Origin of the sequence: Streptomyces sp. cg36 (assembly GCF_041080675.1) — a bacterium.
Lineage (GTDB): Bacteria > Actinomycetota > Actinomycetes > Streptomycetales > Streptomycetaceae > Streptomyces.
Map to the genome: position 1 here is coordinate 5,902,609 of NZ_CP163520.1, position 22,322 is coordinate 5,924,930.

22 protein-coding genes are annotated in these 22,322 nt (G+C 74.3%); 8 read left to right on the forward strand and 14 right to left on the reverse strand.

Annotation, left to right across the window (positions count from 1 at the left end; all coding sequences use genetic code 11):
- Positions 1 to 19: 19 nt before the first annotated feature.
- From AB5J87_RS26105 to AB5J87_RS26120, 4 genes are read right to left on the reverse strand one after another with little or no spacing between them, the layout of a single operon-like run.
- The gene (locus AB5J87_RS26105; protein ID WP_369379776.1) at positions 20 to 1,069 is read right to left on the reverse strand and encodes an NAD(P)H-dependent flavin oxidoreductase; all 1,050 of its coding nucleotides are present in this window, start codon (positions 1,067 to 1,069) and stop codon (positions 20 to 22) included.
- Positions 1,069 to 1,788, reverse strand: a complete 720-nt coding sequence (locus AB5J87_RS26110) for a CoA-transferase subunit beta (protein WP_369379778.1) — start codon at positions 1,786 to 1,788, stop codon at positions 1,069 to 1,071. The genes AB5J87_RS26105 and AB5J87_RS26110 overlap by 1 nt, the downstream gene beginning before the upstream one ends.
- The gene (locus AB5J87_RS26115; protein ID WP_369379780.1) at positions 1,785 to 2,627 is read right to left on the reverse strand and encodes a CoA transferase subunit A; all 843 of its coding nucleotides are present in this window, start codon (positions 2,625 to 2,627) and stop codon (positions 1,785 to 1,787) included. The genes AB5J87_RS26110 and AB5J87_RS26115 overlap by 4 nt, the downstream gene beginning before the upstream one ends.
- Complete coding sequence (locus AB5J87_RS26120; RefSeq protein ID WP_369379782.1) at positions 2,624 to 3,397, reverse strand: enoyl-CoA hydratase family protein; 774 nt, start codon at positions 3,395 to 3,397, stop codon at positions 2,624 to 2,626. Before AB5J87_RS26120 ends, AB5J87_RS26115 begins: the two co-directional genes overlap by 4 nt.
- A gap of 56 nt (positions 3,398 to 3,453) precedes the next feature.
- On the opposite strand from AB5J87_RS26120, the gene AB5J87_RS26125 reads away from it, so the two are divergent.
- Both AB5J87_RS26125 and AB5J87_RS26130 read left to right on the forward strand, forming a co-directional pair.
- Positions 3,454 to 4,230, forward strand: a complete 777-nt coding sequence (locus tag AB5J87_RS26125; RefSeq protein ID WP_369379784.1) for an SDR family oxidoreductase — start codon at positions 3,454 to 3,456, stop codon at positions 4,228 to 4,230.
- A 48-nt stretch (positions 4,231 to 4,278) separates the two neighbouring features.
- Positions 4,279 to 5,154, forward strand: a complete 876-nt coding sequence (locus AB5J87_RS26130; RefSeq protein ID WP_369383675.1) for an SDR family oxidoreductase — start codon at positions 4,279 to 4,281, stop codon at positions 5,152 to 5,154.
- 14 nt (positions 5,155 to 5,168) lie between these two features.
- Here the strand turns inward: AB5J87_RS26130 and AB5J87_RS26135 are convergent, their stop codons facing one another.
- A complete protein-coding gene (locus tag AB5J87_RS26135; RefSeq protein WP_369379787.1) occupies positions 5,169 to 5,639 on the reverse strand; it encodes a MarR family winged helix-turn-helix transcriptional regulator in 471 nt (156 codons plus the stop codon).
- Positions 5,640 to 5,818: 179 nt separating this feature from the next.
- On the opposite strand from AB5J87_RS26135, the gene AB5J87_RS26140 reads away from it, so the two are divergent.
- Positions 5,819 to 6,208, forward strand: coding sequence for a ribonuclease (locus AB5J87_RS26140; protein WP_369379788.1), 390 nt, complete (start codon positions 5,819 to 5,821; stop codon positions 6,206 to 6,208).
- Positions 6,209 to 6,238: 30 nt separating this feature from the next.
- Here AB5J87_RS26140 and AB5J87_RS26145 read toward each other — a convergent pair whose 3' ends face one another.
- From AB5J87_RS26145 to AB5J87_RS26175, 7 genes are all read right to left on the reverse strand, one after another.
- A complete protein-coding gene (locus tag AB5J87_RS26145; protein ID WP_369379791.1) occupies positions 6,239 to 6,994 on the reverse strand; it encodes a GntR family transcriptional regulator in 756 nt (251 codons plus the stop codon).
- 24 nt (positions 6,995 to 7,018) lie between these two features.
- A complete protein-coding gene (locus tag AB5J87_RS26150; protein WP_369379793.1) occupies positions 7,019 to 7,669 on the reverse strand; it encodes an HAD family hydrolase in 651 nt (216 codons plus the stop codon).
- Positions 7,666 to 8,724, reverse strand: a complete 1,059-nt coding sequence (locus tag AB5J87_RS26155; RefSeq protein WP_369379795.1) for an ABC transporter ATP-binding protein — start codon at positions 8,722 to 8,724, stop codon at positions 7,666 to 7,668. Before AB5J87_RS26155 ends, AB5J87_RS26150 begins: the two co-directional genes overlap by 4 nt.
- A complete protein-coding gene (locus AB5J87_RS26160) occupies positions 8,721 to 9,590 on the reverse strand; it encodes an ABC transporter permease (RefSeq protein WP_369379798.1) in 870 nt (289 codons plus the stop codon). Before AB5J87_RS26160 ends, AB5J87_RS26155 begins: the two co-directional genes overlap by 4 nt.
- Positions 9,578 to 10,474, reverse strand: a complete 897-nt coding sequence (locus AB5J87_RS26165) for an ABC transporter permease (RefSeq protein ID WP_369379801.1) — start codon at positions 10,472 to 10,474, stop codon at positions 9,578 to 9,580. Before AB5J87_RS26165 ends, AB5J87_RS26160 begins: the two co-directional genes overlap by 13 nt.
- Before the next feature lie 8 nt (positions 10,475 to 10,482).
- Positions 10,483 to 11,643 (reverse strand): ABC transporter substrate-binding protein, encoded by a 1,161-nt coding sequence (locus AB5J87_RS26170; RefSeq protein WP_369379803.1) that lies wholly within the window; start codon positions 11,641 to 11,643, stop codon positions 10,483 to 10,485.
- A 206-nt stretch (positions 11,644 to 11,849) separates the two neighbouring features.
- A complete protein-coding gene (locus AB5J87_RS26175) occupies positions 11,850 to 12,758 on the reverse strand; it encodes a hypothetical protein (RefSeq protein WP_369379805.1) in 909 nt (302 codons plus the stop codon).
- Between the two features lie 227 nt (positions 12,759 to 12,985).
- Here AB5J87_RS26175 and AB5J87_RS26180 point away from each other — a divergent pair, with 227 nt between their 5' ends.
- The 4 genes from AB5J87_RS26180 (at position 12,986) to AB5J87_RS26195 (ending at position 18,997) form a co-directional block, all read left to right on the forward strand.
- On the forward strand, positions 12,986 to 13,768 hold the full coding sequence (locus AB5J87_RS26180; protein ID WP_369379808.1) for a trypsin-like serine protease: 783 nt from the start codon (positions 12,986 to 12,988) through the stop codon (positions 13,766 to 13,768).
- 75 nt (positions 13,769 to 13,843) lie between these two features.
- A complete protein-coding gene (locus tag AB5J87_RS26185) occupies positions 13,844 to 14,497 on the forward strand; it encodes a response regulator (protein WP_369379810.1) in 654 nt (217 codons plus the stop codon).
- Positions 14,494 to 15,642 carry a sensor histidine kinase gene (locus AB5J87_RS26190; protein ID WP_369379813.1) on the forward strand — a complete coding sequence of 383 codons (1,149 nt, stop codon included), beginning with the start codon at positions 14,494 to 14,496 and terminating at the stop codon, positions 15,640 to 15,642. The genes AB5J87_RS26185 and AB5J87_RS26190 overlap by 4 nt, the downstream gene beginning before the upstream one ends.
- A 280-nt stretch (positions 15,643 to 15,922) precedes the next feature.
- Positions 15,923 to 18,997, forward strand: coding sequence for an endo-alpha-N-acetylgalactosaminidase family protein (locus tag AB5J87_RS26195; protein ID WP_369379815.1), 3,075 nt, complete (start codon positions 15,923 to 15,925; stop codon positions 18,995 to 18,997).
- 92 nt (positions 18,998 to 19,089) lie between these two features.
- On the opposite strand, the gene AB5J87_RS26200 is transcribed toward AB5J87_RS26195, so the two are convergent.
- Together AB5J87_RS26200 and AB5J87_RS26205 are read right to left on the reverse strand one after the other, a co-directional pair.
- A complete protein-coding gene (locus AB5J87_RS26200; RefSeq protein ID WP_369379817.1) occupies positions 19,090 to 19,506 on the reverse strand; it encodes an enediyne antibiotic chromoprotein in 417 nt (138 codons plus the stop codon).
- Positions 19,507 to 19,563: 57 nt separating this feature from the next.
- Entirely contained in the window at positions 19,564 to 21,315 is a 1,752-nt protein-coding gene (locus AB5J87_RS26205; protein WP_369379819.1) for a beta-galactosidase family protein, read from the reverse strand.
- Between the two features lie 119 nt (positions 21,316 to 21,434).
- Between AB5J87_RS26205 and AB5J87_RS26210 the strand changes: the two genes are divergently transcribed.
- Complete coding sequence (locus tag AB5J87_RS26210; RefSeq protein ID WP_369379821.1) at positions 21,435 to 22,322, forward strand: helix-turn-helix domain-containing protein; 888 nt, start codon at positions 21,435 to 21,437, stop codon at positions 22,320 to 22,322.

Sequence of the window (22,322 nt, forward strand, 5' to 3'; positions counted from 1 at the left end):
ACCGGGGCGCGGGCGGAGGTCACAGCGGGGCCCGCAGGGCCGCCAGGACCTCCTCCGCCTCGCGCATCACCCGCTCCACCAGCTCGGCGCAGCTGGGCAGGTCCTCGATGACGCCCGCCACCTGGCCGCCGGCCATCACGCCGAGGTCGGTGCGGCCGTCCACCATGGACGCCTTCAGGAGCATCGGGGTGTTGGCCGCGAGCAGCACCTGACTCCACGTCAGGTCCTTGCCGTGCCTCATCGCCCGCCCGTCCCGCAGCATCCGGGGCCAGGACAGCCCCGACAGCGAGCGGAACGCCGCCGCGTGCCGCACCGCCCGCGCCAGCGCCCGTACCCGGCCCGCCCGTTCCAGCGCGTCCACCAGCTCGGTGCGCAGCATCCGGTGCGGCAGGCCGTCCACCGCCCGGGTCACCGTCACGTCCTTGACGGTCGCCGCCAGATAGCGGGCCTTCACCGCGTCCGGCACCGTCGAGTCCGCCGTGAGCAGGAACCGGGTGCCCATGGCGACCCCGGCCGCCCCGTAGGCCAGCGCCGCCACCAGGCCGCGCCCGTCGTGGAAGCCCCCGGCCGCGATCACCGGGATGTCCACCGCGTCCACCACCTGCGGCAGCAGGACCGTCGTCGCCACGTCGCCGGTGTGCCCGCCGCCCTCGCCGCCCTGCACGATCACCGCGTCCGCGCCCCACGCCGCCACCTTCTCGGCGTGCCGCCGCGCCCCGACGGACGGCACGACCACCACGCCCGCGTCCTTCAGCTCGGCGATCAGCTCCCGGGAGGGGGCGAGCGCGAACGACGCCACCCGCACCCCCTCCGCCACGATGATCCGCACCCGCTCCCGCGCGTCGCCCGCGTCCGCCCGCAGGTTCACCCCGAACGGCGCGTCCGTACGGGACTTGACCTCCCGCACCGCCGAGCGCAGCGCCTGCGGGCTCATCGTCGCCGAGGCGAGGATGCCGAGCGCCCCGGCGCGGGCGGTGGCCGACACCAGGCGCGGCCCGGCCACCCAGCCCATCCCGGTCTGCACGACCGGGTGGCGCACCCCGGTCAGCCGGGTCAGCGCGGTCTCCATCAGGCCGGCACCTCCCGCTCGCGCTGTCCCCGGGGGTCCAGCACCTCGCGGATCAGCCGGAGTTCCTCCCCGGTGGGGTCCCGGGTGAGGGGCACCCGGTCCGCCACCGCCAGCTCGAACCCGGTCGCCGCCCGCACCCGCTCCACGCTCACGCCCGGGTGCAGCGACACCAGGCGCATCGAGTGGTCCGGGGTGGCGAAGTCGAAGACGCCGAGGTCGCTGACGACGCGCGGGATGCGGTGGTAGCGGGCGCCGATCCCGGCCGCCCGGTCGTAGCCGACCCCGCACACCATGTCGACCCGCTCGACGAACACCCGGGGCGAGTGCCGGGGCACCCAGTAACTCACCGGATTGTTCAGGGTGTTGACGGGCGCGCCCCGCACCCCGAGGAGCTGGCGGGCGGGCGCCGCCCAGTCGCCGACGCAGGAGATGTTCTGGTTGCCGAACCGGTCGAGCTGGCTCGCCCCCATCATCACGTGCCGCCGTCCGCCGGTGACCAGGGTCAGATGCCTGCGGTACGGGAGCCAGCCCTCGGCCGTACCGTCCGGGCCGACCAGGGTCGCCTCGCCGTCGGTGAGCAGCAGGTCGGGGGAGAAGGTGTGCCGGGCGAGCCGGGCGCCGATCCCCGGGATCAGCCCCATCGGGCTCGCCAGCACCTCCCCGTCGCCCCGCCACGCCTCGGCGCAGGCGATCACACAGTACTCGGCGCGGCTGATCACTCGGTCTCCTCGTGCCAGGCGTGGACCGCCGACTGGTAGGACTTCTCGTCGGGCCCGGAGAGGAAGCGCGCGGCGAACTCGGGCCAGGGCGTGCTCGCGTACAGCTTCTGGAACGGCTCGTCGCGCCCGTAGTCCGGCGCGCAGGAGGTGAAGTGCGCCCCGTTGGGCGCCTCGACGACCCCCGTGACCGAGTGCCGCCCGACCAGCAGGGTCTGCACCGCCGCGTCCGCGAAGCCGTCCACCAGCCGCTCGCAGGAGACATAGGCGGCGTCGGCGGCCTCGCAGAACAGGTCGTCGAAGTACGGGTCGGGGCCCAGGTACTGGGCGTTGCCGAGGCGGTCCGCGCGGTTGAGGTGGACCAGCGCCGCGTCCAGGCGCAGCGCGGGCACCGCCACGAACGTCTCCCCGTCCTCGTACGGCGAGGTCACCGTGCGCAGTCCGGGGTTGACCCGCATGACGTCCGAGCCGAGCCCGGCCCGCACCGGCAGGAACGGCAGCCGGTTGGCGGCGGCGTGCAGTCCCCACATGAACATCGCCTCGTCGAGCTCGGTGAACGCGAACGCCCCGGCCTCGCGCGCCGCCCGGAAACGCGGCTCCAGCGGGATCGAGTCGAGCGTGGCGAACGGGGCGACGAGCCGCCCGATCCGTCCGGCGGCGGCCAGCAGCCCCACGTCCGGGCCGCCGTAGGAGACGACCGTCAGATCGGTCACGGACGACCGCAGCACCGCTCTGACCAGCGCCATCGGCTTGCGGCGCGATCCCCAGCCGCCGATGCCGACGGTCATTCCGCTGCGCAGCCGCGCCACCACGTCCTCGGGCGTCATGGTCTTGTCGCTCATGCCGGTACCTCCCCCTGCCGTTCCTTCGCGGGCCCGTCGCCGAAGGCGGCGCGGACCCGGTCCGCCACCCCGCTGAGGTTGGCCTCGAAGGTGAAGCCCTGCTCGTAGCGGTAGCTGCGGCGCACGTCGACGGGGTCGATGCCGTTGATGGCGGACTTGGCGAGCCGGAGCAGCGAGCCGTCCTTGCGGGCGATCTCCCCGGCCAGCTCCAGCGCGGCGGCGCGCGGATCGCCGCCCGGGACCACCCGCCACACCGAGCCGTGCGCGTGCAGCTCCCGGGCCGTGACCGTGCGGGAGGTGTAGTACAGCGCGCGCATCAGGTGCTGGGGGACGAGCCGGGCCAGATGGGTGGCGGCGCCGAGCGCGCCCCGGTCGAGCTCGGGCAGCCCGAAGACGGCGTCCTCGCTCGCCACGATCGCGTCGGCGTTGCCCGCCAGGCCCACCCCGCCGCCGAGGCAGAACCCGTGCACCGCCGCGACCACCGGGACCTCGCACTCGTACACCGCAGCGAACGCCTCGTAGCAGCCCCGGTTGGCGCCGAGGAGCGCGTCGTGGCCGGGGTCGCGCCGCAGCTCCTTGATGTCGACCCCGGCGTTGAACCCGCGCCCCTCGGCGGCCAGCACCACACAGCGCGCGGCCGGGTCGCGCCCGGCCGCGCGCACGGCGTCGGCCAGCTCGAACCAGCCCCGTACGGGCAGGGCGTTGACGGGCGGGAAGTCGACGGTGACGAGCGATATCCCCTTCTCGGGGCCGGTGGTGGAGACACCCATGGGCGGATCAGCTACCTTTCCACCAAACGTTTGTTAGGTCAGGAAGGTAGCAGCGAATGGAGCTGGCCGGGAAGGCGGCGGTCGTCACGGGAGGCACCCGGGGCGTCGGGGCGGGCATCGCGCGGGCGTTCCTCGCCGCGGGCGCCGACGTGGTGGTCTGCGCCCGCAGGCCGCCGCGCGAACCGGTCCGCGCGGCGGGCCGCACCGCCGTGTTCCACCCGCTGGACCTGCGCGAACCGGACGCGGTCCAGGACTTCTTCGACGCGGTCGCGGCCGACCGCGGCCACCTGGACGTGCTCGTCAACAACGCGGGCGGCACGCCCCACCGGCTGCTCGGCGAGTGCGGCGCCGAGCGCCACGCGCGCGTGCTCGCACTCAACCTCACCGCGCCGCTGACCGCCTCGCTCGCCGCGTACCCGCACCTGCGGGCGTCCGGCGGATCGGTGGTGATGATCGGCAGCGTCAGCGGTACGCGCCCCTCGCCCGGCACCGCCGCGTACGGCGCCGCCAAGGCCGGGCTGGAGAGCCTGGCCCGCTCGATGGCGGTGGAGTGGGCGCCCCTCGTCCGGGTCAACACCCTCGTCCCCGGCCTGGTCCGCACGGAGCTGGCGGGGCTGCACTACGGGGACGAGGAGGGCGTCGCGGCCGTGGCCCGGACCGTGCCGCTCGGGCGGCTCGCCGAGCCGTCGGACGTGGGGGAGGCGGCCGTCTTCCTCGCCTCGGCGCGGGCCGCGTACATCACCGGTGCGTCGCTGCTCGTCCACGGCGGGGGAGAACGTCCCGCCTTCCTGGACGCGGCGACCGTCAACAAGCCGTCCGGGGACGGGGAGTAGGGGCAGACAGTGGACGCGGACAGGGACGGCGGGGGCGGGACGAACGGGATGGGCGCGGGCCGGGTCGTCGTGGTGACCGGCGCCGGGCGCGGGCTGGGCCGCGCGCACGCGCTGGCGTTCGCGGCCGAGGGGGCCCGGGTCGTCGTCAACGACCTGGGCGTCGGCCTCGACGGCGGCCCCGGGGGCGCCGGGAGCCCCGCCGAGGAGGTGGTGGCCGAGATCCGCGCGGCGGGCGGCGAGGCCGTCGCCCACGGCGGGGACATCGCGACCGCCCGGGGCGCGGCCTCCCTCGTCGAGGCGGCCCTGGACGCCTTCGGGCGGCTGGACGCCCTGGTGAACAACGCGGGCTTCCTGCGGGACCGGATGCTCGTCAACCTGGGCGAGGAGGACTGGGACGCGGTGCTGCGGGTCCATCTCACCGGCCACTTCCTGCCGTTGCGGGCGGCGGCGGCCCACTGGCGCGCCGAGTCCAGGGCGGGGCGCCGCCCGGTGGCCCGGGTCGTCAACACGACGTCCGGGGCCGGGCTGCTCGGCAGCGTGGGCCAGGGCAACTACGCGGCGGCCAAGGCCGGGATCGTCGGCCTCACCCTGGTCGCCTCGGCGGAGCTCGCGCGGTACGGGGTGCAGGTCAACGCCATCGCCCCGGCGGCCCGCACCCGGATGACCGAGCGGACCTTCGCGGATCTCGCCGCCGCCCCCGAGGACGTGTCGCCGCTGGTCGTCTGGCTCGGCTCGCCCGCCAGCGAGGGCGTCACGGGCCGCGTCTTCGAGGCGGAGGCGGGCCGGATCACCGTGATGGAGGGCTGGCGCGCGGGCCCGACGGCGGACAAGGGCGCCCGCTGGACCCCGGCGGAGGCGGGCGCGACGGCACGGAAGCTGGTGGAACGGTCGTCCGCGCCGGGGGCGGTGTACGGGGCGGGGTGAGGCGGGGGTGGGCGCTAGGGGGTCAACCCCGCCGCCGTCCTGCGCTGGAGCGTGCTCGCGCCCGCCAGGAACCGGATCACCGTGGCCAGTTCCTCGGTGGTGAACTCGTCGCACAGCGCGGCGAGTTCGTGCGACCAGTCCGCGAAGAACCTCTTCAGGCCCGCCACGTTCTCCCAGCGGATCTCGATGAGCACGCGCCGTTTGTCCGTGGGGTGCTTGGCGCGCCGCACGAACCCCTTGGCCTCCAGGCGGTCGACCAGGCCGGTCACCGAGGCGGGGGCGAGCCCGGTGTGCTGCGACAGCTCCTTCGCCGTGAGCGGGCCGAACCGTTCGAGGAGATCGAGCGTCTTGGTCTCCGAGGCGCCGAGCCCCTGCCGGGCGGCGACGGCGGTGTGGAACATGACCGTGGCGCCGCTGTGTTCGCGCGCCACGTCCAGAAGGTCTTCGACCGCCTTGGCGCGGTCGGCAGCGATGCTCTGGTCCATGGCGGGAGAGGGTACCAAGGCGTTTAGTTTGCTTAAACGAAAGAATGGCCAATTTCCGCCCAAGACGGCAAAGTAGAGAAGTCGCCTCCGTTACGCGCCGGTGCGGAAGGTGAACTCATGGGAAATTCAACGGAATTGGCGTTGACCGGGTCCGATCTACGCGCGTCATCATGTGGCGCATGAGAATCCCCCCACGCGTCATGACGCTCGCCGGTACCGCCGCCCTCGCCGCCGCCCTGCTCGCGGGCCCCGCCGCGCTCCCGGCCGCCGCCACCGTGCAGACCACCGGCACCATCTGCCACTCCGCACTGCCCCCGCAGGCGGACGACACCCTGAACCTGATCGCCCGGGGCGGCCCGTTCCCGTACGCGCAGGACGGCGTCGTCTTCCAGAACCGCGAGCACGTCCTGCCGTCGGAGCCGAACGGCTACTACCACGAGTACACGGTCAAGACGCCCGGCTCCCCGACGCGCGGCGCGCGCCGGATCGTCACCGGACAGCAGGCCGACGAGGACTACTACACCGGGGACCACTACGCGACCTTCGACCTGATCGACTTCGGCTGCTGAAGCCGTCGGACGGCCGTGGGGCGATGGGTTCTAGCCGCCGAGGCTGCGGCCCATCGCCCGCGACCCCGTCGAGTTCCGTACGGTGAAGGCCACCGTCCCCGGCAGATAGCGGTCCTGGGACCACTCCACCGGGAGCCCCGCCGGGTCGGTGGAGCGGCGCCGCTCGCGCAGCAGCGCCTCACCGGCCCGGCAGCCGAGCAGCTCCGCGTCGGCCGCGTCCGCCGGGACCACGTCGATGGTGTGGTGGGCGTCGGTGAACAGCACGCCGTGCGCCTCCAGTTCGTCGGCGTGCGAGGCGAGGCCCGGGTCCATCGCCGCCACCAGCGCGCCCACCCGCTCCGGATAGGTCGTCCGCTCCACCATCACCGGCGAACCGGACAGCGTGCGCACCCGCAGCACCCGGAACACCCGGGTGCCGACCGGGAGTTGGAGGTAGTACGCCTCCTCCTCGTCCGCCCCGGCCGGATCCACCGCGACCGTCCGGCCGCCCGGCTCCTCGCCCTGCGAGCGGGCCCACCGGGCGAAGGAGCGCAGCTCCTCGAAGCTCTGCAGCCGCGCCCCGCCGCCCCCGCCGAGCACCACCCGGCGCGCCCCGCGCCGCGAGGTCACCAGACCGTCGGCCCGCAGCGCGCCCAGCGCCTGGCGGACGGTCCCCCGGGACACGCCGTAGCGCCGGGCGAGCTCGTCCTCGGCGGGCAGCCGCGCCCCCGATCCGTACTCCCCCGCGGTGATCGCGGCCCGCAGATCGCCGGCCACCTTCCGGTACAGCGGCGCCTTGCCTGCCACGTCCGATTCCCCCTCAACTGCCTTCTATCCGGCGCTGATCAGCGAGCGGAGCAGTGCGAGATCCGCCTCCTCAAGACTAGCCAGCACCGTGCGGCCCCTCGCGGGCGCGATCGGTTCCACCGAGGGCACCGCCAGCACCGCGCAGCCGGCCGCCTCCGCCGACGTCACCCCCGTCACCGTGTCCTCGACCGCCACGCACTGCGCGGGCTCGGCGCCGAGGGCGCGGGCCGCCGCCAGATAGGGGTCGGGCGCGGGCTTGGTGCGCGGGGTGTCCTCCGCGCCGTACACCGCGTCGAAGCGGTGCCCGTCCAGGGAGGCGGCGACCCGGTCGACCACCGCGCGCGGCGAGGCCGACACCAGCGCGGTCGGCACCCCGTCGCGGCGCAGCGCGGACAGCAGCCGCAGCGCCCCCGGCCGGGGTTCGGCCCCCTCGGCGAGCCGGGCCGCGAACCCCTCGCCCAGCTCGGCCGCGAGCGCCGCGCGCTCCGCGCCCAGCGGCTCGTACAGCATCTCGGCGGTGTCCTCGACGGACCGCCCGTACACCGCCCGGCGCCCGGCGCCGACCAGGGCGTGGCCGTGCCGGGCCGCGACCCGCTCCACGACCTCGACCCAGGTCTCCTCGGTGTCGACCAGGGTGCCGTCCATGTCGAACAGCACCGCCCGCAGCGCGCTCACGCCTCCTCACCCGCCGCCAGCACCGGACGCCGCTGCGGCAGTACGGTCACGGCCGCGCCGGTGCCGAACGCGCCCGCCGTGTGCGAGGGCAGGTCCGCCTTGACCTCGGTGCCGTCCGCCAGCCGGATCCGCAGCCGGGTGCTGGCCCCGTGGAAGGAGCTGCCGGTCACCACGTCGGGCCCGTCGGCCGAAACGTCCAGGGCCTCGGGGCGCAGCAGGAAGGCGGTGGCGCCGCTCGCCGGCCCGTCCACCGGCAGGGTCACGCCGAGCACCTCGGCAGTGCCGTCCCCGGCCGGGCGGCCCGGGATCCGGTTCATGGTGCCGATGAAGGAGGCCACGAACGGGGTCGCGGGCCGGTCGTACAGCTCGGCCGGGGTCGCGCACTGTTCCAGCCGCCCGCCGCGCATCACCGCGACCCGGTCGGCCATCGACAGCGCCTCCTCCTGGTCGTGGGTGACGAACACGGTGGTGATCCCGAGCTCCAGCTGGAGGCGGCGGATCTCCTCGCGCAGGTTCACCCGCACCTTGGCGTCCAGCGCCGACAGCGGCTCGTCGAGCAGCAGCAGCCGGGGGCGCAGCGCGAGCGCGCGGGCCAGCGCGACCCGCTGCTGCTGGCCGCCGGAGAGCTGGTGCGGATAGCGTCCGCCGTGCTCGGGCAGGCCGACCAGCTCCAGCAACTCGGCGGCGCGCGAACGGCGTTCGGCCGCCGCGACCTTGCGCATCCGCATCCCGAAGGCCACGTTGTCGGTGACCGTGAGGTGCGGGAAGAGGCTGTACGACTGGAACACCATCCCGGTGTCGCGCCGGTTGGCGGGCACCGCGACGATGTCCTCGCCGTCGAGCAGCACCCGGCCGGAGTCCGGCCGCTCGAACCCGGCCAGCACCCGCAGCGCGGTCGTCTTGCCGCAGCCCGACGGGCCCAGCAGGGCGAGCAGTTCGCCCGGGGCGACGTCGAGGTCCAGCCCGTCCAGCGCCACGGCGGAGCCGAAGGTGCGGCGCAGCCCCCGGATCTGGAGGGCGGTCCCGGTGCGCGGAGCGGCAGCGGTGATCGTCACGCGCCCGCCTCCTTCTTCTTCTTGTCACTGCGGGGGGTACGCGCCGAACGGTCGGCGCGGGTACGGAAGACGGCGGTCAGCACGAGCAGCAGCACCCAGGTCAGCACCAGGCTGAGCAGGGAGACCGCCACGGACAGCTGGGCGTTGGAGCCGGACGCCTGCACGATCCACACCGCGAACGGCTGGAAGCCGAGCAGCTGCGCCACCGTGAACTCGCCGAGCACCAGCGCCAGCGTCAGGAACGAGGCGTTCAGGAGCGCGGTGCGCAGGTTCGGCAGCACCACCGAGAAGATCGCCCGGGGCCAGGAGGCGCCCAGGTCCCGGGCCGCCTCCACCAGCGTGCGGACGTCCACGGCGCGCAGCCCCGCGTCCAGCGAGCGGTGGACGAACGGCAGCGCCATCACCACGTACGCGAGCACCAGCACGAGGGGGAAGCCGGGGTTCTGCACGGCCACGAAGGTGTCGTAGAGCGGGGTGGTGGACAGATGGTCCGGCCCCCACTTCAGGACCGTCCCGATCCCGGCCACCAGCGCCACCGGCGGCACCACCAGCGGCAGGGTGCAGACCACTTCGAGCACCGCGCGCAGCCGTCCCGAGCCGGAGAGCCGGACCGCGAGGGCGGCGGGCAGGGTCAGCAGCAGCGCGAGCGCGACCGTGGTGAGGGCGAGCCCGAGCGAGAGCAGCAGCGCCGTGGTGAAGCCGTCGGCCGCGAAGATCTGGGCGTAGGAGTCGAGGGTGAGGCCCTGGCCGGGCACGTCCACCGTGAAGACGGCGGCGGCCAGCAGCGGCACCAGGAAGTAGAGCGCGGCGATGCCGAGGACGGCGCCGCGCCAGGGGCGGAGTCCGGCGGGGATCAGGCGAGCCATCGGGCGCTCCTTCGCTGCAGCGGCAGATGGACGGCCATGACCAGCGCCGCGACCAGCACCATGTCGAGGCTGAGGGCGAGCGCCACGTTCTCCTGGCCGATCAGCACGTTGCCGGAGAGCGCGTCCGCGATCTGGAGGGTCACCAGCGGCACCGAGCTGCCGACGATCGCGGCGGCCGTGGCGTAGGCGGCGAAGGCGCTGCCGAAGAGCAGCACGAACCCGCCGAGCAGGGTCGGCAGCAGCACCGGGATGCCGACGTGCCGCCAGTACTGCCAGGTGCTGGCGCCGTTGTTCAGGGCCGCCTCGCGCCACTGCGGGCGCAGCCCGTCGAGCGCGGGGGCGACGGTGAGCACCATCAGCGGCACCAGGAAGTACAGATAGGTCAGCGCGAGCCCCCAGAAGCTGTAGAGGCTCCAGCCGTGCCGGTCCAGGCCGAGCCGGGTGGTGAGCACACCGGCGTTGCCGAGGGTGGCCACGAAGGCGAAGGCGAGCGGGACGCCGCCGAAGTTGGCGAGGACGCCGGAGGCGGTCAGCACGGCCTCGCGCAGCGCCCGGCCGCGCGAGGTGACGACGGCCTGGGCGAGCAGCAGCCCGAGCACCGAGCCGAGGGCGGCGGTGGTGGCGGCGAGCTTGAGGCTGCCGACGAGGGCGGTGCGGTAGGCGCCCTGGACGGACTCGCCGAGGTTGTCCAGGCCGTACGAACCGCCCTTGGAGAGCGCCCCGTTGAGCATGGCGAGCGCGGGCAGTCCGAAGGCGAGGGCGACGAAGGCGAGCAGCGGGACGGCGGCCAGCCAGGGGCCGGGACGCCACCGGGCCCGGGGCCGGGGCCCGCGCGCCTCGTGGGCGGTCGCGGCCCCCGGCGAGGAGGAGGTGAGCAGGGTCATGGTTCAGATCAGCCCGAGACGGCCTTGGACCAGCCGGCGGCGAGGGTCTGCTTGGCCTTGGCGGTCTGCGCCTCGGTGGGGAACTTCGGCGTGCCCTCGACGTTCGGCAGCTGTGCGGCGGCGGCCTTGTCCAGGGAGCCGTCGGCGGCCATGGCGCCCATCAGGACGGGCCGGGCGTGGCCCTTGAGCCACAGGTTCTGGCCGTCGGCGGAGTAGAGGTACTCCTGCCACAGCCGGGCGGCGGCGGGGTGCGGGGCGTCCTTGTTGACGGCCTGGGAGTAGTACTGCGCGTACACGCCGTCGGTGGGCACGGCGACCTTCCAGTCCAGGCCCTTGGACTTGAACTCCTCGCCGTAACCGGCGTTGAGGTAGTCCCAGTCGATGGAGATCGGGGTCTCGCCCTTCTCGACGGTGGCCGGGGTGGACTCGACGGGGTTGTAGTTCCCGCTCTTCTTCAGCTTGCCGAAGAAGTCGAGGCCGGGCTGGATGTCGTCGAAGGAGCCGCCGTTCGCGAGGGAGGCCGCGTACACCCCGGCGAAGGCCGAGCCGGACTTGGTGGGGTTGCCGTTGAGCGCGACCTGGCCCTTGTACTGGGGCTTGAGGAGGTCGGCGAAGGTCTGCGGGCACTGCTTGACGCGCTTGGCGTCGCAGCCGATGGAGACGTAGCCGCCGTAGTCGTTGAACCAGCGCGCGTCCGCGGCCTTCTGGCCCTCGGGGATCTTGTCGTACGAGGCCACCTTGTACGGGGCGGTCAGCCCCTGCTGGGCCGCGGCCTGCGCGAAGGAGGCGCCGAGGTCGAGGACGTCGGGGGCGCGGTCCTGGCCCTTGCGGGTCTTGACGGCGTTGATCTCGTCCTGGCTGGTGCCGTCGGGATTCTCGACGGCGACCTTGATGCCGTACTTCTTCTCGAACCCGTCGATGAGGGCGCCGTAGTTGGCCCAGTCGCGCGGGATCGCGATGGCGTTGAGGGTGCCTTCCTTCTTGGCGGCGGCGACCAGGGCGTCCATCCCCCCGGCGTCGGCGGCGGAGGCGGCGGTCGCCATGGACTTCCCGCCCGACCCGACGGTCTTGGCGTCGTCGCTCTTCGCCCCGCAGGCGGCGAGCGAGAAGACGGCGGCGGTGAGCGCGAGGCCGAGGCCGGCGGTGCGTATACGAGGGGCGGTCGTCACGAGGGCTCCATGAGGGGGCGAGTTGTACAGCCAACTGTTGTACAGACAACTCCTTCATTACGGGGGTGACGTGTGGCCTGACGGTGAACGGGGGGCGACCGCGGGCATGCCAGTGGAGGGCGGATGGGGGTGCTTTTCGGCCGGGGTGGCGCGTACTCGCCGCCACCCGGAACAGTCACCGACCGCCGCCGGACCGTCCCTGGGCCCTAGGTGTCACATTCCAGTACGGACCCGCACGGCGCGCACCGCACCCGTACCGGTCCCCGCACCCCGACCCGGATCCGCTGGTGGCAGGTGGGGCAGGGGAAGGTGACGCGCGGGCCGTCCGGCCCGGCCTCGAAGGCGTAGGGCGCGTCCGGCGCCGGCCAGGTGCCGCCGCGCCCGGCCGCCCGGCGGCGGTCCTTCGCGTACCGCCGCCGCCCGGCCCACCCCGCCGCCGCTAGCGGGGGCCGCCGGGCGTCCTCGCGGGCCAGCGCGAGGCCCGCGGTGTACGCGGGGTACGCCTGCGGGCTGGTGAACCACGGGGCGGGGTCCTCCCCGAACAGCGCCGCCCGCTTGGCCAGGACGTACCCGAACTCCTCGGGCGTCAGATAGCCGAGCTTCTGGCTGGTCAGCGCGGACTCGCGGAACGCGTCGAGCAGCAGCCAGCCCGCCCCCAGATACGTGGTGGCGGTGTCGGTGAGGATCTCGTTGTCGCGGGTGCCGGGGAAGTCGAGGCCGAGCCGGTGCAGCAGCACATGGGTGATCTCGTGCGCCAGCGCCGCGCCGATGTCCCGCCGGTGCTCCCGGAAGCGGTCGTTGAGCTCGATGAAGTACTCGGGACCCGCCGCCAGTTCGACCGATGCCGCGTGCCGCATCTCGCGGAAGCCCACGATCATCCGGGCGTCCGGCAGCCGCAGGTGCTGGACCAGGGCGTGCGCCACCCGCTGGGCGCCCAGGTGCAGGTCGTCGGTGTCGGCGAAGGCGACGTCGGCGGGGAGCACGCTGGTGGCGTACGCCCGCAGCGCCTCCGGCGAGAGCCGCTTGTGCAGCGCGGTGAGGGCCGCGCGCACGGTGTCGAGGTGCGGATACCCGTGGACGACCGGGCTGCCCTTGGCCGTGCGCTCATGGGTCACGCTGGCACCCCCGTACGACGGTGAACCGGCCTCCACTGTACGGCCCGCAGACCTTGCGGCGCCCGGCGCGGTTGGCCGGAAACCCTCCCTTGTAGCGCCGGTGGCCGCTTCGGATAATCCGAGGACGCACCTTGACGCGCCCATGTCATGAGGGGGTCATGGAAGAGGCCCCCGACGTCCCGGCGCACCGGGGTGCGGAACCCCAACCCCCCACGAAGGGCAGTCCCTTGAACAACAGCATCGTGCGCGCGCTCAAGAGATGCGTGGCCGTCGCCGCGGTCACCCTCGCCGCCTTCACGCTCCAGCCCGGCACCGGCGCCTCGGCCTCCCCGGCGCCCGTCGTCGGCGGAACCCGCGCCGCCCAGGGCGAGTTCCCGTTCATGGTCCGCCTCTCCATGGGCTGCGGCGGCGCCTTCTACACCCAGCAGATCGTGCTCACCGCCGCCCACTGCGTGGACGGCTCCGGCAACAACACCTCCATCACCGCGACCGCCGGCGTCGTCGACCTCCAGAGCGGCAGCGCGGTCAAGGTGAAGTCGACCAAGGTCCTCCAGGCCCCCGGCTACAACGGCAAGGGCAAGGACTGGGCGCTGATCAAGCTGGCCAAGCCGGTCAACCAGCCCACCCTCAAGATCGCCACCACCACCCAGTTCAACAACGGCACCTTCACCATCGCCGGCTGGGGCGCCCGCAGCGAGGGCGGCGGCCAGCAGCGCTACCTCTACAAGGCGACCGTGCCCTTCGTCTCCGACGCCCAGTGCCAGCAGGCGTACGGCAGCGAGCTCGTGCCGGGCGACGAGATCTGCGCCGGATACGTCCAGCAGGGCGGCGTCGACACCTGCCAGGGCGACTCCGGCGGCCCGATGTTCCGCAAGGACAACGACAACGCCTGGATCCAGGTCGGCATAGTGAGCTGGGGCCAGGGCTGCGCCGAGCCCGGCTACCCCGGCGTCTACAGCGAGGTCTCGACCTTCGCCGCCGACATCGCCCGGGCCGCGGCCACCCTCTAGTACCCGCGCGCCGCAGCGGCGGGCCGGGCGTCCGGGGATTTGCGGGCGCCCGGCCCAACCTGGTCATATAGGGACATGTCGATCACGGTGGTCATCGCGGACGACCAGGAGATGGTCCGGACCGGATTCCGCCTGATCCTGGAGAGCCGGCCCGACGTCGACGTCCTCGACGACGTCGCCGACGGCCCGGCCGCGCTCGACGCCGTCGAACGGCTCGACCCCGACGTCCTGCTCCTCGACATCCGCATGCCGGGCCTCGACGGCCTCGAAGTGACCCGCCGCCTCTCCGGCCGGGACCGCCCCCGCGTCGTCATCGTCACCACCTTCGACCTCGACGAGTACGTCCACGCCGCCCTGCACGGCGGCGCCTCCGGCTTCCTCCTCAAGGACGCCAGCCCCGAGATGCTGGTCGAGGCGGTCCGGGCGGCGGCGGCCGGGGACTCGCTGGTCTCCCCGGCCATCACCGTACGGCTGCTCAGGGAGCTGGCGAGCGCCCGCCCCGCCGGGTCCCCGGGGCGGCCCGCCGAACCCCTCACCGACCGCGAGCGCGACGTCGTACGGTGCCTGGCGCGCGGCGCCACCAACGCCGAGATCGCCGCCGAGCTCTATGTCTCCCTCTCCACCGTCAAGACCCACCTCGCCAACGTGCAGGGCAAGCTCGGCGCCCGCAACCGGGTGGAGATCGCCGCCTGGGCCTGGGAGAGCGGACTGGCCACGGGGACGCCGTGAGCCCCCTGCGCACCTGGCTCCGCGGCCATCCGCACTGGCAGGAGACCGGTCGGGCGGCGCTCGCCGCCGTCCTGGTCGGCCTGGTCGTCTTCGAGGGCCTGGCACTGGCCCGGCAGCCCAGCCTGCCGCACGCCATCGTCTGGTCCTCGGGCCTGCTGGTCTGCCTGTGCGCGCTGCCCTGGCCCCGGATCCCCCTGACGGTACGGGCCTGGACCGCCGCCACCGTCACCTGGGCCGCGACCGGCCTGATGTTCTTGGACCGCCCCGAAGTGGTGTGGGGGATGGGCGAGGCGCTGGCCCTGCTCGTCCTGCTCGCGGCCGTGCTGCTGCGGGCGCCCTCGCGCACGGCGGCCGTCCTCGGACCCGTCCTCGGCCTCGGCTGCATGGCGGTGCCGGTCCGGGACGCCTCGCCCGGCCGCTTCACCCTGCTCTTCGCGGTGCTCACCGTCGTCGTCAGCGCGTACTCGCTGCTGCTGCGCGCCCAGTCCTGGCAGCGGGTGCGCGACCTCCAGGCGGTCCGCACCGCCGAGCGCCTGGAGCTCGCCCGGGAGCTGCACGACCTGATCGCCCACCACGTCACCGGCATCGTCGTCCAGGCGAGCGCCGCCCGCTACACCGCCGCCGAGGGGCCCCGGGCCGCCGAGACGTTCGGCCGGATCGAGCGGGCGGGCGGGGAGGCGCTGAGCGCGATGCGCCGTCTCGTGCGGGTGCTGCGCGAGGGCGAGGCCGAGACCGAGCCGGTCGCGGGCCTGGCCCAGCTGCGCGAACTCACCGACCGCTTCTCGCTCACCGGCCCGCCCGCCGTGCTCTACGTCGAGGCGGGCCTGGAGGACGCGCTGCCCGCCGAGGTCGCGGCGGCGGCCCACCACGTGGTGCGCGAGGCGCTGACGAACGTGCGCAAGCACGCGGCGGACGCGAGCGCGGTACGGGTGGGGCTGCGGCTGGGCGCGGGCGGCCTGGAGGTCCGGGTCGCGGACGACGGCTCCCACGGGGTGCGGCTCGCGCCCGGGGCGCGCGGCGGGGGCTTCGGCCTCGCGGGGCTGGGGGAGCGGGTGACGGCGCTCGGCGGCGAACTGACGGCCGGACCGGCGACGGAGGGCGGCTGGCTGGTACTGGCGACACTGCCGCTGTCGGCGGACGGGTAGGGGGCGGACGGCGCGACCTGGCCCAGGGGATCCGGGCGGGCGGCCACTCGCCGGCTCGCGGACGCATGGGGCGACAGGGCCGGGGATCCGCCCGAGCGGGCACCCGCCGGCTGGCGGACGCTTGCGGGCCGCCGGGCCCGGGACCCGCCCCGGAGGCCACTCGCCGTCCCGCGCGCGAACGCTAAGTCCAACATCCGCCCCCCTTCCGTCCATGGGCGTGCCCGTGCCGCGCGGCCCATCGTGACCTGGCAGTGGACCCCGTCACGAGGAGGATGCCGGCGTGAACGCTGACGTACGCGGACCGAAGCGGAGGACGGTGGTCGCGGCCACCGCGCTGGCCGGGGCCTCCGCCGCGCTCGGAGTGCCCGGGGCCGCCTCGGCCGCCGGGGCGCCCGAGCACACCCTGGCCTCGCGCGACCTCGCGGTGCGGGTCGCCACCGCGTTCCCGCGCGTGGTCTCGTACACCCACCGCGCGAGCGGCGCCGTGCTGTACGGGCAGCAGGACGCCGTCACCACCGTCCTGGTCGACGGGGTCGCGCACACGCCCCGGGTCACCGCGCGGTTCGGGCGCGACCGGGCCGCGTACACCCTCGCCCTGGACGGCGGCACCGAGCTGGACGTGGAGATCCGGGTCGGCGGACTGAAGGTGGACTGGCGGGTGACCCGCATCCACGACACGCCCGCCCTCCGCGTCGGCACCCTCCAGATCCCCGGCCTCGCCCTCCTCTCCGTCCGCAGCGACCAGCCGGGCGCCGCCCTGCTCGCCGCCCGGATCCAGCTGGACAAGGCGAAGAGCGGCGACACCCTGGTCACGCTCGCCCCGGACACCCCGGCCGACCCGGGCCCCACCGGCTGCGCCTACGCCGTCGTCGCCCACGACGCCCTCGGCGGCGCCGTGGAGACCAACACCTGCTACGACAAGCCCGACGGCGCGGCCGGAACCACCTGGGAGAACGGGCGGCTGTGGCGGCAGACGCTGAAGCGGGACGGATACGTCGAGGCGCGGCTGGCGCCGGGGCAGTGGACGCACCGGGCCGCCACCGCCGCCGTCGAGGACACCGAGCCGCTCCCGTACGCCACCGTGATCGTCACCGGTGACCGCAACGGGGACGGCACCGTCGACTGGCAGGACGCGGCCATCGCGTTCCGGGACATCATGGTGAACCCGCTCGGCGCGGACGAGCAGCACCTGCGGGTGGTGCCCCACATCCCCTTCAACTTCGCCTCGCAGGCCACCAACCCGTTCCTGGCCACCCTCGACGACGTCAAGCGGATCTCGCTGGCCACCGACGGGCTGCGCCAGTACACGATCCTCAAGGGGTACCAGTCCGAGGGCCACGACTCGGCCCACCCCGACTACGCGGGCAACTACAACGAGCGCGCGGGCGGCCTCGACGACCTCAACTTCCTGGTCCGCGAGGGCCGGAAGTGGAACAGCGACTTCGCCGTCCACGTCAACGCCACCGAGTCCTACCCGGTCGCCCGCGCCTTCTCCGAGACCCTGGTCGACAAGAACGACCGGCAGTGGGACTGGCTCGACCAGTCGTACCGCATCGACCAGCGCCGCGACCTGGTCTCCGGCGACATCGTGCGGCGCTTCGCGGCGCTGCGGCGCGAAGCGGACCCGGCGCTGAACGCCCTGTACATCGACGTCTTCCGCGAGTCCGGCTGGACCTCCGACCGCCTCCAGCGCGCCCTGCGCGACCAGGGCTGGCTGGTCACCTCCGAGTGGGGCCACGGCCTGGAGCGCTCCTCGCTCTGGTCGCACTGGGCCAATGAGACGGACTACGGCGGCGACACCTCGCGCGGCATCAACTCCCGGCTGATCCGGTTCGTGCGCCACCACCAGAAGGACGTGTTCGCCGACAAGTGGCCGACCCTGCTGGGCCACGCGCGGATGGGCAACTTCGAGGGCTGGGTCGGCAAGACCGACTGGAGCGCCTTCTACGACCTCCTCTGGACGCACTCGCTGCCCGCCAAGTACCTCCAGGCGTATCCGATCCGGCGCTGGAGCGACCACGAGGTCACCTTCTTCGGGCCGTACGCCACCGCCGTCACCGACACCGGCGGGGTGCGCCGGATCACCACGGACGGGCGGCTCGTCTACGACGGGGGCGCCTATCTGCTGCCCTGGGAGCCCCGCCGCGCGGGCGACCCGGCGAAGCTCTACCACTACAACCCCCGGGGCGGCAGCACGAGTTGGCGGCTGCCGCGCGGCTGGTCGGGGGCCCGCTCGGTGGTCCTGTACCGGCTCACCGACCAGGGCCGGGCGGAGGCGGGCGAACTGCCGGTCCGCTCCGGCGCGGTCACCGTCGAGGACGTGGCGGCCGGGGTGCCCCACGTCGTGGTCCGCGCGCGGGCGCGGACGCAGAGCCCCGGCTGGGGCCAGGGCACCGCGCTGCACGACCCGGGCTTCCACTCCGGTTCCCTCGACGGGTGGACGGTCACCGGACCGGCCTCGGTGCGCCGCAGCGGTCTCGGCGACCACGAGCTGGTGATCGGCGCGGGCGCGGCGGCCTCCGTCGGCCAGCGGCTGCGCCGGCTGGCCCCCGGCAGCTACGCGGCGTCCGTCCAGGTCGAGGTGGGGGAGGAGCCGGGCGAGCGGCGCCTGGCGGCCCTGGAGGTCGAGACCGCCGACGGGGTCACCGCGCGGGCCTGGACCGAGACGTCCACGGCGGGCAACTTCGTGGCCGCCGACCGCAAGCACGGCACCCGCTTCCAGCGGATGTCCGCCCACTTCACGGTCCCCGAGGGCGGCGGCCCGGTCCGGCTGACCCTGCGCGCGGCGGCGGGGCGGGCCCGGGTGCGCTTCGACAACGTCCGGGTGGTCCCGGCCCGGCCCACGGCCAGGGCGGGGACCGTGGCGTACGAGGACTTCGAGCACGTGCCGCAGGGCTGGGGCGTCTTCGTCAAGGGCGACGCGGGCGGCGCCACCGACCCGCGCACCCACATCGCGCAGCGGCACTCCCCGTACACCCGGCGCGGCTGGAACGGGAAAGCGGTCGACGACGTGGTCGACGGCGGCCAGTCGCTCAAGTCGCGCGGCGAGAACGAGGGTCTGGTCTACCGGACCGTGCCGTTCACTGTCCGGTTCCTCCCGGGTAAGCGCTATCGCGTGACCTTCCGCCACGTCTGCGAGAAGGCCGGGCAGTACGCCTGGATCACGGCCGTCGACGAGGGCGCGGCCACCCGCGAACTGAGCCGGGCGCCGCTCGCGGAGGCGACCGAACCGGCCGTCCACGCGTACGAGTTCACGGCGCCCGCGACGGGCGAGGCATGGGTCGGGCTGCGCAAGACCGGGGACGACGGGACGGCCGAGTTCGTCCTGGACGCCTTCGAGGTGACGCGGCTCTAGATGCGGCACGGACCGTCCGGCGGCGGGAGGGAGACCGCCGGACGGTCCTTTGCCACCGGTGCTGGGGGGCACCGGCCGACGGGATCAGCGGCTCACTGGAACGCGATGTTCTGAACCGTGTTCCCGCTGGTCTGCTCCCAGGCGGTGACGTTGCACTGGGTCGCCGAGCAGTCCACGTTCACGTCCTGGCCCGTGGACCAGTCCTTGGCGGTGAAGGTCTTCTTGACGGTCAGCTGCACCGAGACGTTGCCGCCGGCGTCGGCCGTGAGGTACTTGACGTCGTTGGAACAGACGGTGGCCGAGGCGCACTCGCCCACGTTCACGGCGGCGCCGGGCGTGTACCCGGAAGCGGTCACCGAGACCGTCTGGCCGTCGGAGAGGCCCGTGTTCGGGGTCACCGATATCGCGGTGGCGGCGGACGCGGGAGAGGCGAGCAGCAGGGTCGCTGCCACCGCGGCTCCGGAGGCGGCCAGCTTGGCGATGCGGGATCGGGTGATGAGATCCTTCATGTCAACCTCAAAGGGTGCGTCGGGAAAGGGAATGCGCTTTCTTCACGCCCTTCGAGGCTAGAGGAACTTCACTTCCGGACCCGTTGAGTCCTCAAGTTCCAGCTCCCACACCCACACCTCGTTGGCCTGATCCCGCAGCACCGCCCCGGGGACAAAGAGCGACGCATGTGGTCCGATGGTCCAGTAACGCCCGAGGCAGAAGCCGTTGACCCAGGCGAAACCCCGTACTAGACCGAGGAATTCAAGGCGGGCGTCACCGGGATCCGGGGCATCGAAGGTGCCTCGAAACAGCCCCCGGCCCCCCTCCGCAGTTGAACGGAACGGCAGCCGCCGCACCCGGTCCGCGTCGTCGAACGCGTCGAGCCGCAGCGCCCGCGCCCGCACCCCGTGCAGGAACTGGCGTTCGTGCAGCAGCCCGCCGGTGAGGCCCTTCGGCTCGCCCAGCCGGGGACCGTAGTTGACGCGCCCCAGCGACTCCACCCACAGCTCCACCGCCGCGGGCCCCGCCACCGGCTCCGCCAGGACCGGCTCCTCCTCGGTCAGCGCCCCGGCCCGCACCCCGTCGACGTACACGAGCGCCCGGTCCCGCAGCCCGAGCGCCCGCAGCGGATACGGCTGCCGGGGACCCGGCACCTCGACGCGGTAGCGCACCACGCCCCGGTCCACGTCCAGCTCCTCGAAGGACGGCGCCACCCCGGGGCCGTGCTCGGGCGAGCCCAGCGCCTCCAGCAGCTCCCCGGCCGCCACGAACTCCGTCAGCGCGACGGCGACCGGGGAGCCCAACTCCTTCGGCGGAGGTGGGAGTTCGGGCAGCGGGCCGTCCGCGTACTCGGCGAGCACCTCGCGAAAGGCCCAGAACTTCGCCGTCGGGCGGCCCCGCTCGTCGACGGGCGCGTCGTAGTCGTAGGAGGTGACGTCCGGGCGCAGCGCCCCCAGGTGCTCCGCGCCGTCCCGGTTGGCGCCCGCCCAGCCCGCGAAGCTGGTGCCGCCGTGCGCCATGTAGAGGTTGACGGAGGCGCCGCACTCCAGGATCGCGCGCAGCTCGGCCGCCGCGTCCCCGGCGTCGCGCGCCACCGGGTCCGCGCCCCAGTGCTCGAACCAGCCGCACCAGAACTCCATGCACATCAGCGGCCCGTCGGGGCGGTGGCGGCGCAGCGCCCCGAACGCCTCGCGGGCGCCCGAGCCGAAGTTCGCGGTCGCCAGCACACCGGGCAGCGAGCCCCCGGTCAGCATGTGGTCCTCGGGCCCGTCCGAGGTGAACAGCGGGACGCTCACGCCCAGTTCGCGCAGCAGCGCGGCCAGCTCCGCCAGATACGCGGTGTCCGTGCCGTAACTGCCGTACTCGTTCTCGACCTGCACCATCAGCACCGGGCCGCCCCGGTCCGCCTGGCGCGCCACCACCTGCGGCAGCAGCTCCCCGAACCAGCGCCCCACGTGCGCCAGGTACTCCGCGTCCCGGGTCCGCGCCCGCCGCCCCAGCGACCCCGTCAGCCAGTGCGGCAGCCCGCCGTTCTCCCACTCGGCGCAGATGTACGGGCCGGGGCGCACGATCGCCCACAGCCCGGCCGCCCGCGCCGCGTCCAGGAAGCGGCCGAGCGCGCCCGGGTCCCGGAACCGGCCGGGCGCCGGCTCGTGCAGGTTCCACGGCACGTACGTCTCGACGCAGTTCAGCCCCATCGCCCGCAGCATCGCCAGCCGGTGACCCCACTGCGACTCATGGACCCGGAAGTAGTGCAGCGCCCCCGAAAGCAGCCGCACCGGCCGCCCGTCCAGCAGAAAGTCCTTCTCGCCCACCGTGAAGTCAGCCACCGGCCCCGCCCGTCTCTCGGTCCTCCGGCGCCAGCCTCGCCCCTGGCGCCACCGGTGGTCCATGGACAAAGATCGGCACTGATTGGACGCACGGGGGCACGGAAGGGGGACGGACCGGGATGTACCACACCTGGATGCGCTATTTCACTCCCAGCCCGGTCCACCACCGGCTCGGCCTGGTCTGCCTCGGCGTCGGCCTGCAGCACGGGCTGCTCCCCGCCGTCGGGCCGCGCACCCTGGACCACCACGTGGCCGTGGTGATCGGCGCGGGCGGCGGCTGGTTCCGGGGCGCCGACGGACGCCGCACCACCGTCACCGCGCCCGCCCTGCTCTGGCTCACCCCCGGCGTGCCCCACCACTACGGGGCCGACCCGGCCACCGGCTGGGACGAGTCGTTCGTCGACTTCACCGGGCCCGCCACCGCCACCTACACCGAGCTCGGCTACATCGAGCCCGAGCGGCCCGTCGTCCCGCTCGCCGACAGCGCCGGCGCCCGCGCCGTCGTCGGCCGCATCGCCAGGGCCGCCCGCCGCGGCAACCCGCTCCTGGAGGTCGAGACGGCCGCCGCCGTCCCCGAGCTCCTGGTGGCGCTGCGCCGGGCCCGCGCCGACCTCGCCCCCGACGGCGACGTGGTGCTCCAGGCGCTGGCCCGGGACGCCTGTCTGCCGCTGTCGGTCGCCGAGCACGCCGCCCGGCACGGCATGACCCCCGCCGAGCTGCGCACGGCGGTGCGCCGGGGCGCGGGGTGCAGCCCCAAGGACTATCTGCTGGGCATCCGGCTCGGCCGGGCCAAGGAACTGCTCGCCACCACCGACCTGCCGGTCGCCGCCGTCGCCCGCCGGGTGGGGTACGAGGACCCGGCGTACTTCTCCCGGCTCTTCACCCGCCGGGTCGGCACCGCCCCGGTCCGCTTCCGCCGCCGCCAGGGCCGGGCCGTCCCCGGCGGCTGGAGCAGCCGGATCCCGGATCCTGAACACCCTCCGACGATCCCCGGCCGGGCCACGTAA

What these genes read in the sequence shown, in the direction of transcription:
- AB5J87_RS26140 (WP_369379788.1), top strand. Translation starts at nt 5,819, where the DNA reads ATGAGAATCCCCCCACGCGTCATGACGCTCGCCGGTACCGCCGCCCTC.
- AB5J87_RS26210 (WP_369379821.1), top strand. Translation starts at nt 21,435, where the DNA reads ATGTACCACACCTGGATGCGCTATTTCACTCCCAGCCCGGTCCACCAC.
- AB5J87_RS26160 (WP_369379798.1), bottom strand. Translation starts at nt 9,590, where the DNA reads ATGGCTCGCCTGATCCCCGCCGGACTCCGCCCCTGGCGCGGCGCCGTC.
- AB5J87_RS26115 (WP_369379780.1), bottom strand. Translation starts at nt 2,627, where the DNA reads ATGAGCGACAAGACCATGACGCCCGAGGACGTGGTGGCGCGGCTGCGC.
- AB5J87_RS26120 (WP_369379782.1), bottom strand. Translation starts at nt 3,397, where the DNA reads ATGGGTGTCTCCACCACCGGCCCCGAGAAGGGGATATCGCTCGTCACC.
- AB5J87_RS26135 (WP_369379787.1), bottom strand. Translation starts at nt 5,639, where the DNA reads ATGGACCAGAGCATCGCTGCCGACCGCGCCAAGGCGGTCGAAGACCTT.
- AB5J87_RS26125 (WP_369379784.1), top strand. Translation starts at nt 3,454, where the DNA reads ATGGAGCTGGCCGGGAAGGCGGCGGTCGTCACGGGAGGCACCCGGGGC.
- AB5J87_RS26165 (WP_369379801.1), bottom strand. Translation starts at nt 10,474, where the DNA reads ATGACCCTGCTCACCTCCTCCTCGCCGGGGGCCGCGACCGCCCACGAG.
- AB5J87_RS26185 (WP_369379810.1), top strand. Translation starts at nt 13,844, where the DNA reads ATGTCGATCACGGTGGTCATCGCGGACGACCAGGAGATGGTCCGGACC.
- AB5J87_RS26200 (WP_369379817.1), bottom strand. Translation starts at nt 19,506, where the DNA reads ATGAAGGATCTCATCACCCGATCCCGCATCGCCAAGCTGGCCGCCTCC.
- AB5J87_RS26130 (WP_369383675.1), top strand. Translation starts at nt 4,279, where the DNA reads ATGGGCGCGGGCCGGGTCGTCGTGGTGACCGGCGCCGGGCGCGGGCTG.
- AB5J87_RS26105 (WP_369379776.1), bottom strand. Translation starts at nt 1,069, where the DNA reads ATGGAGACCGCGCTGACCCGGCTGACCGGGGTGCGCCACCCGGTCGTG.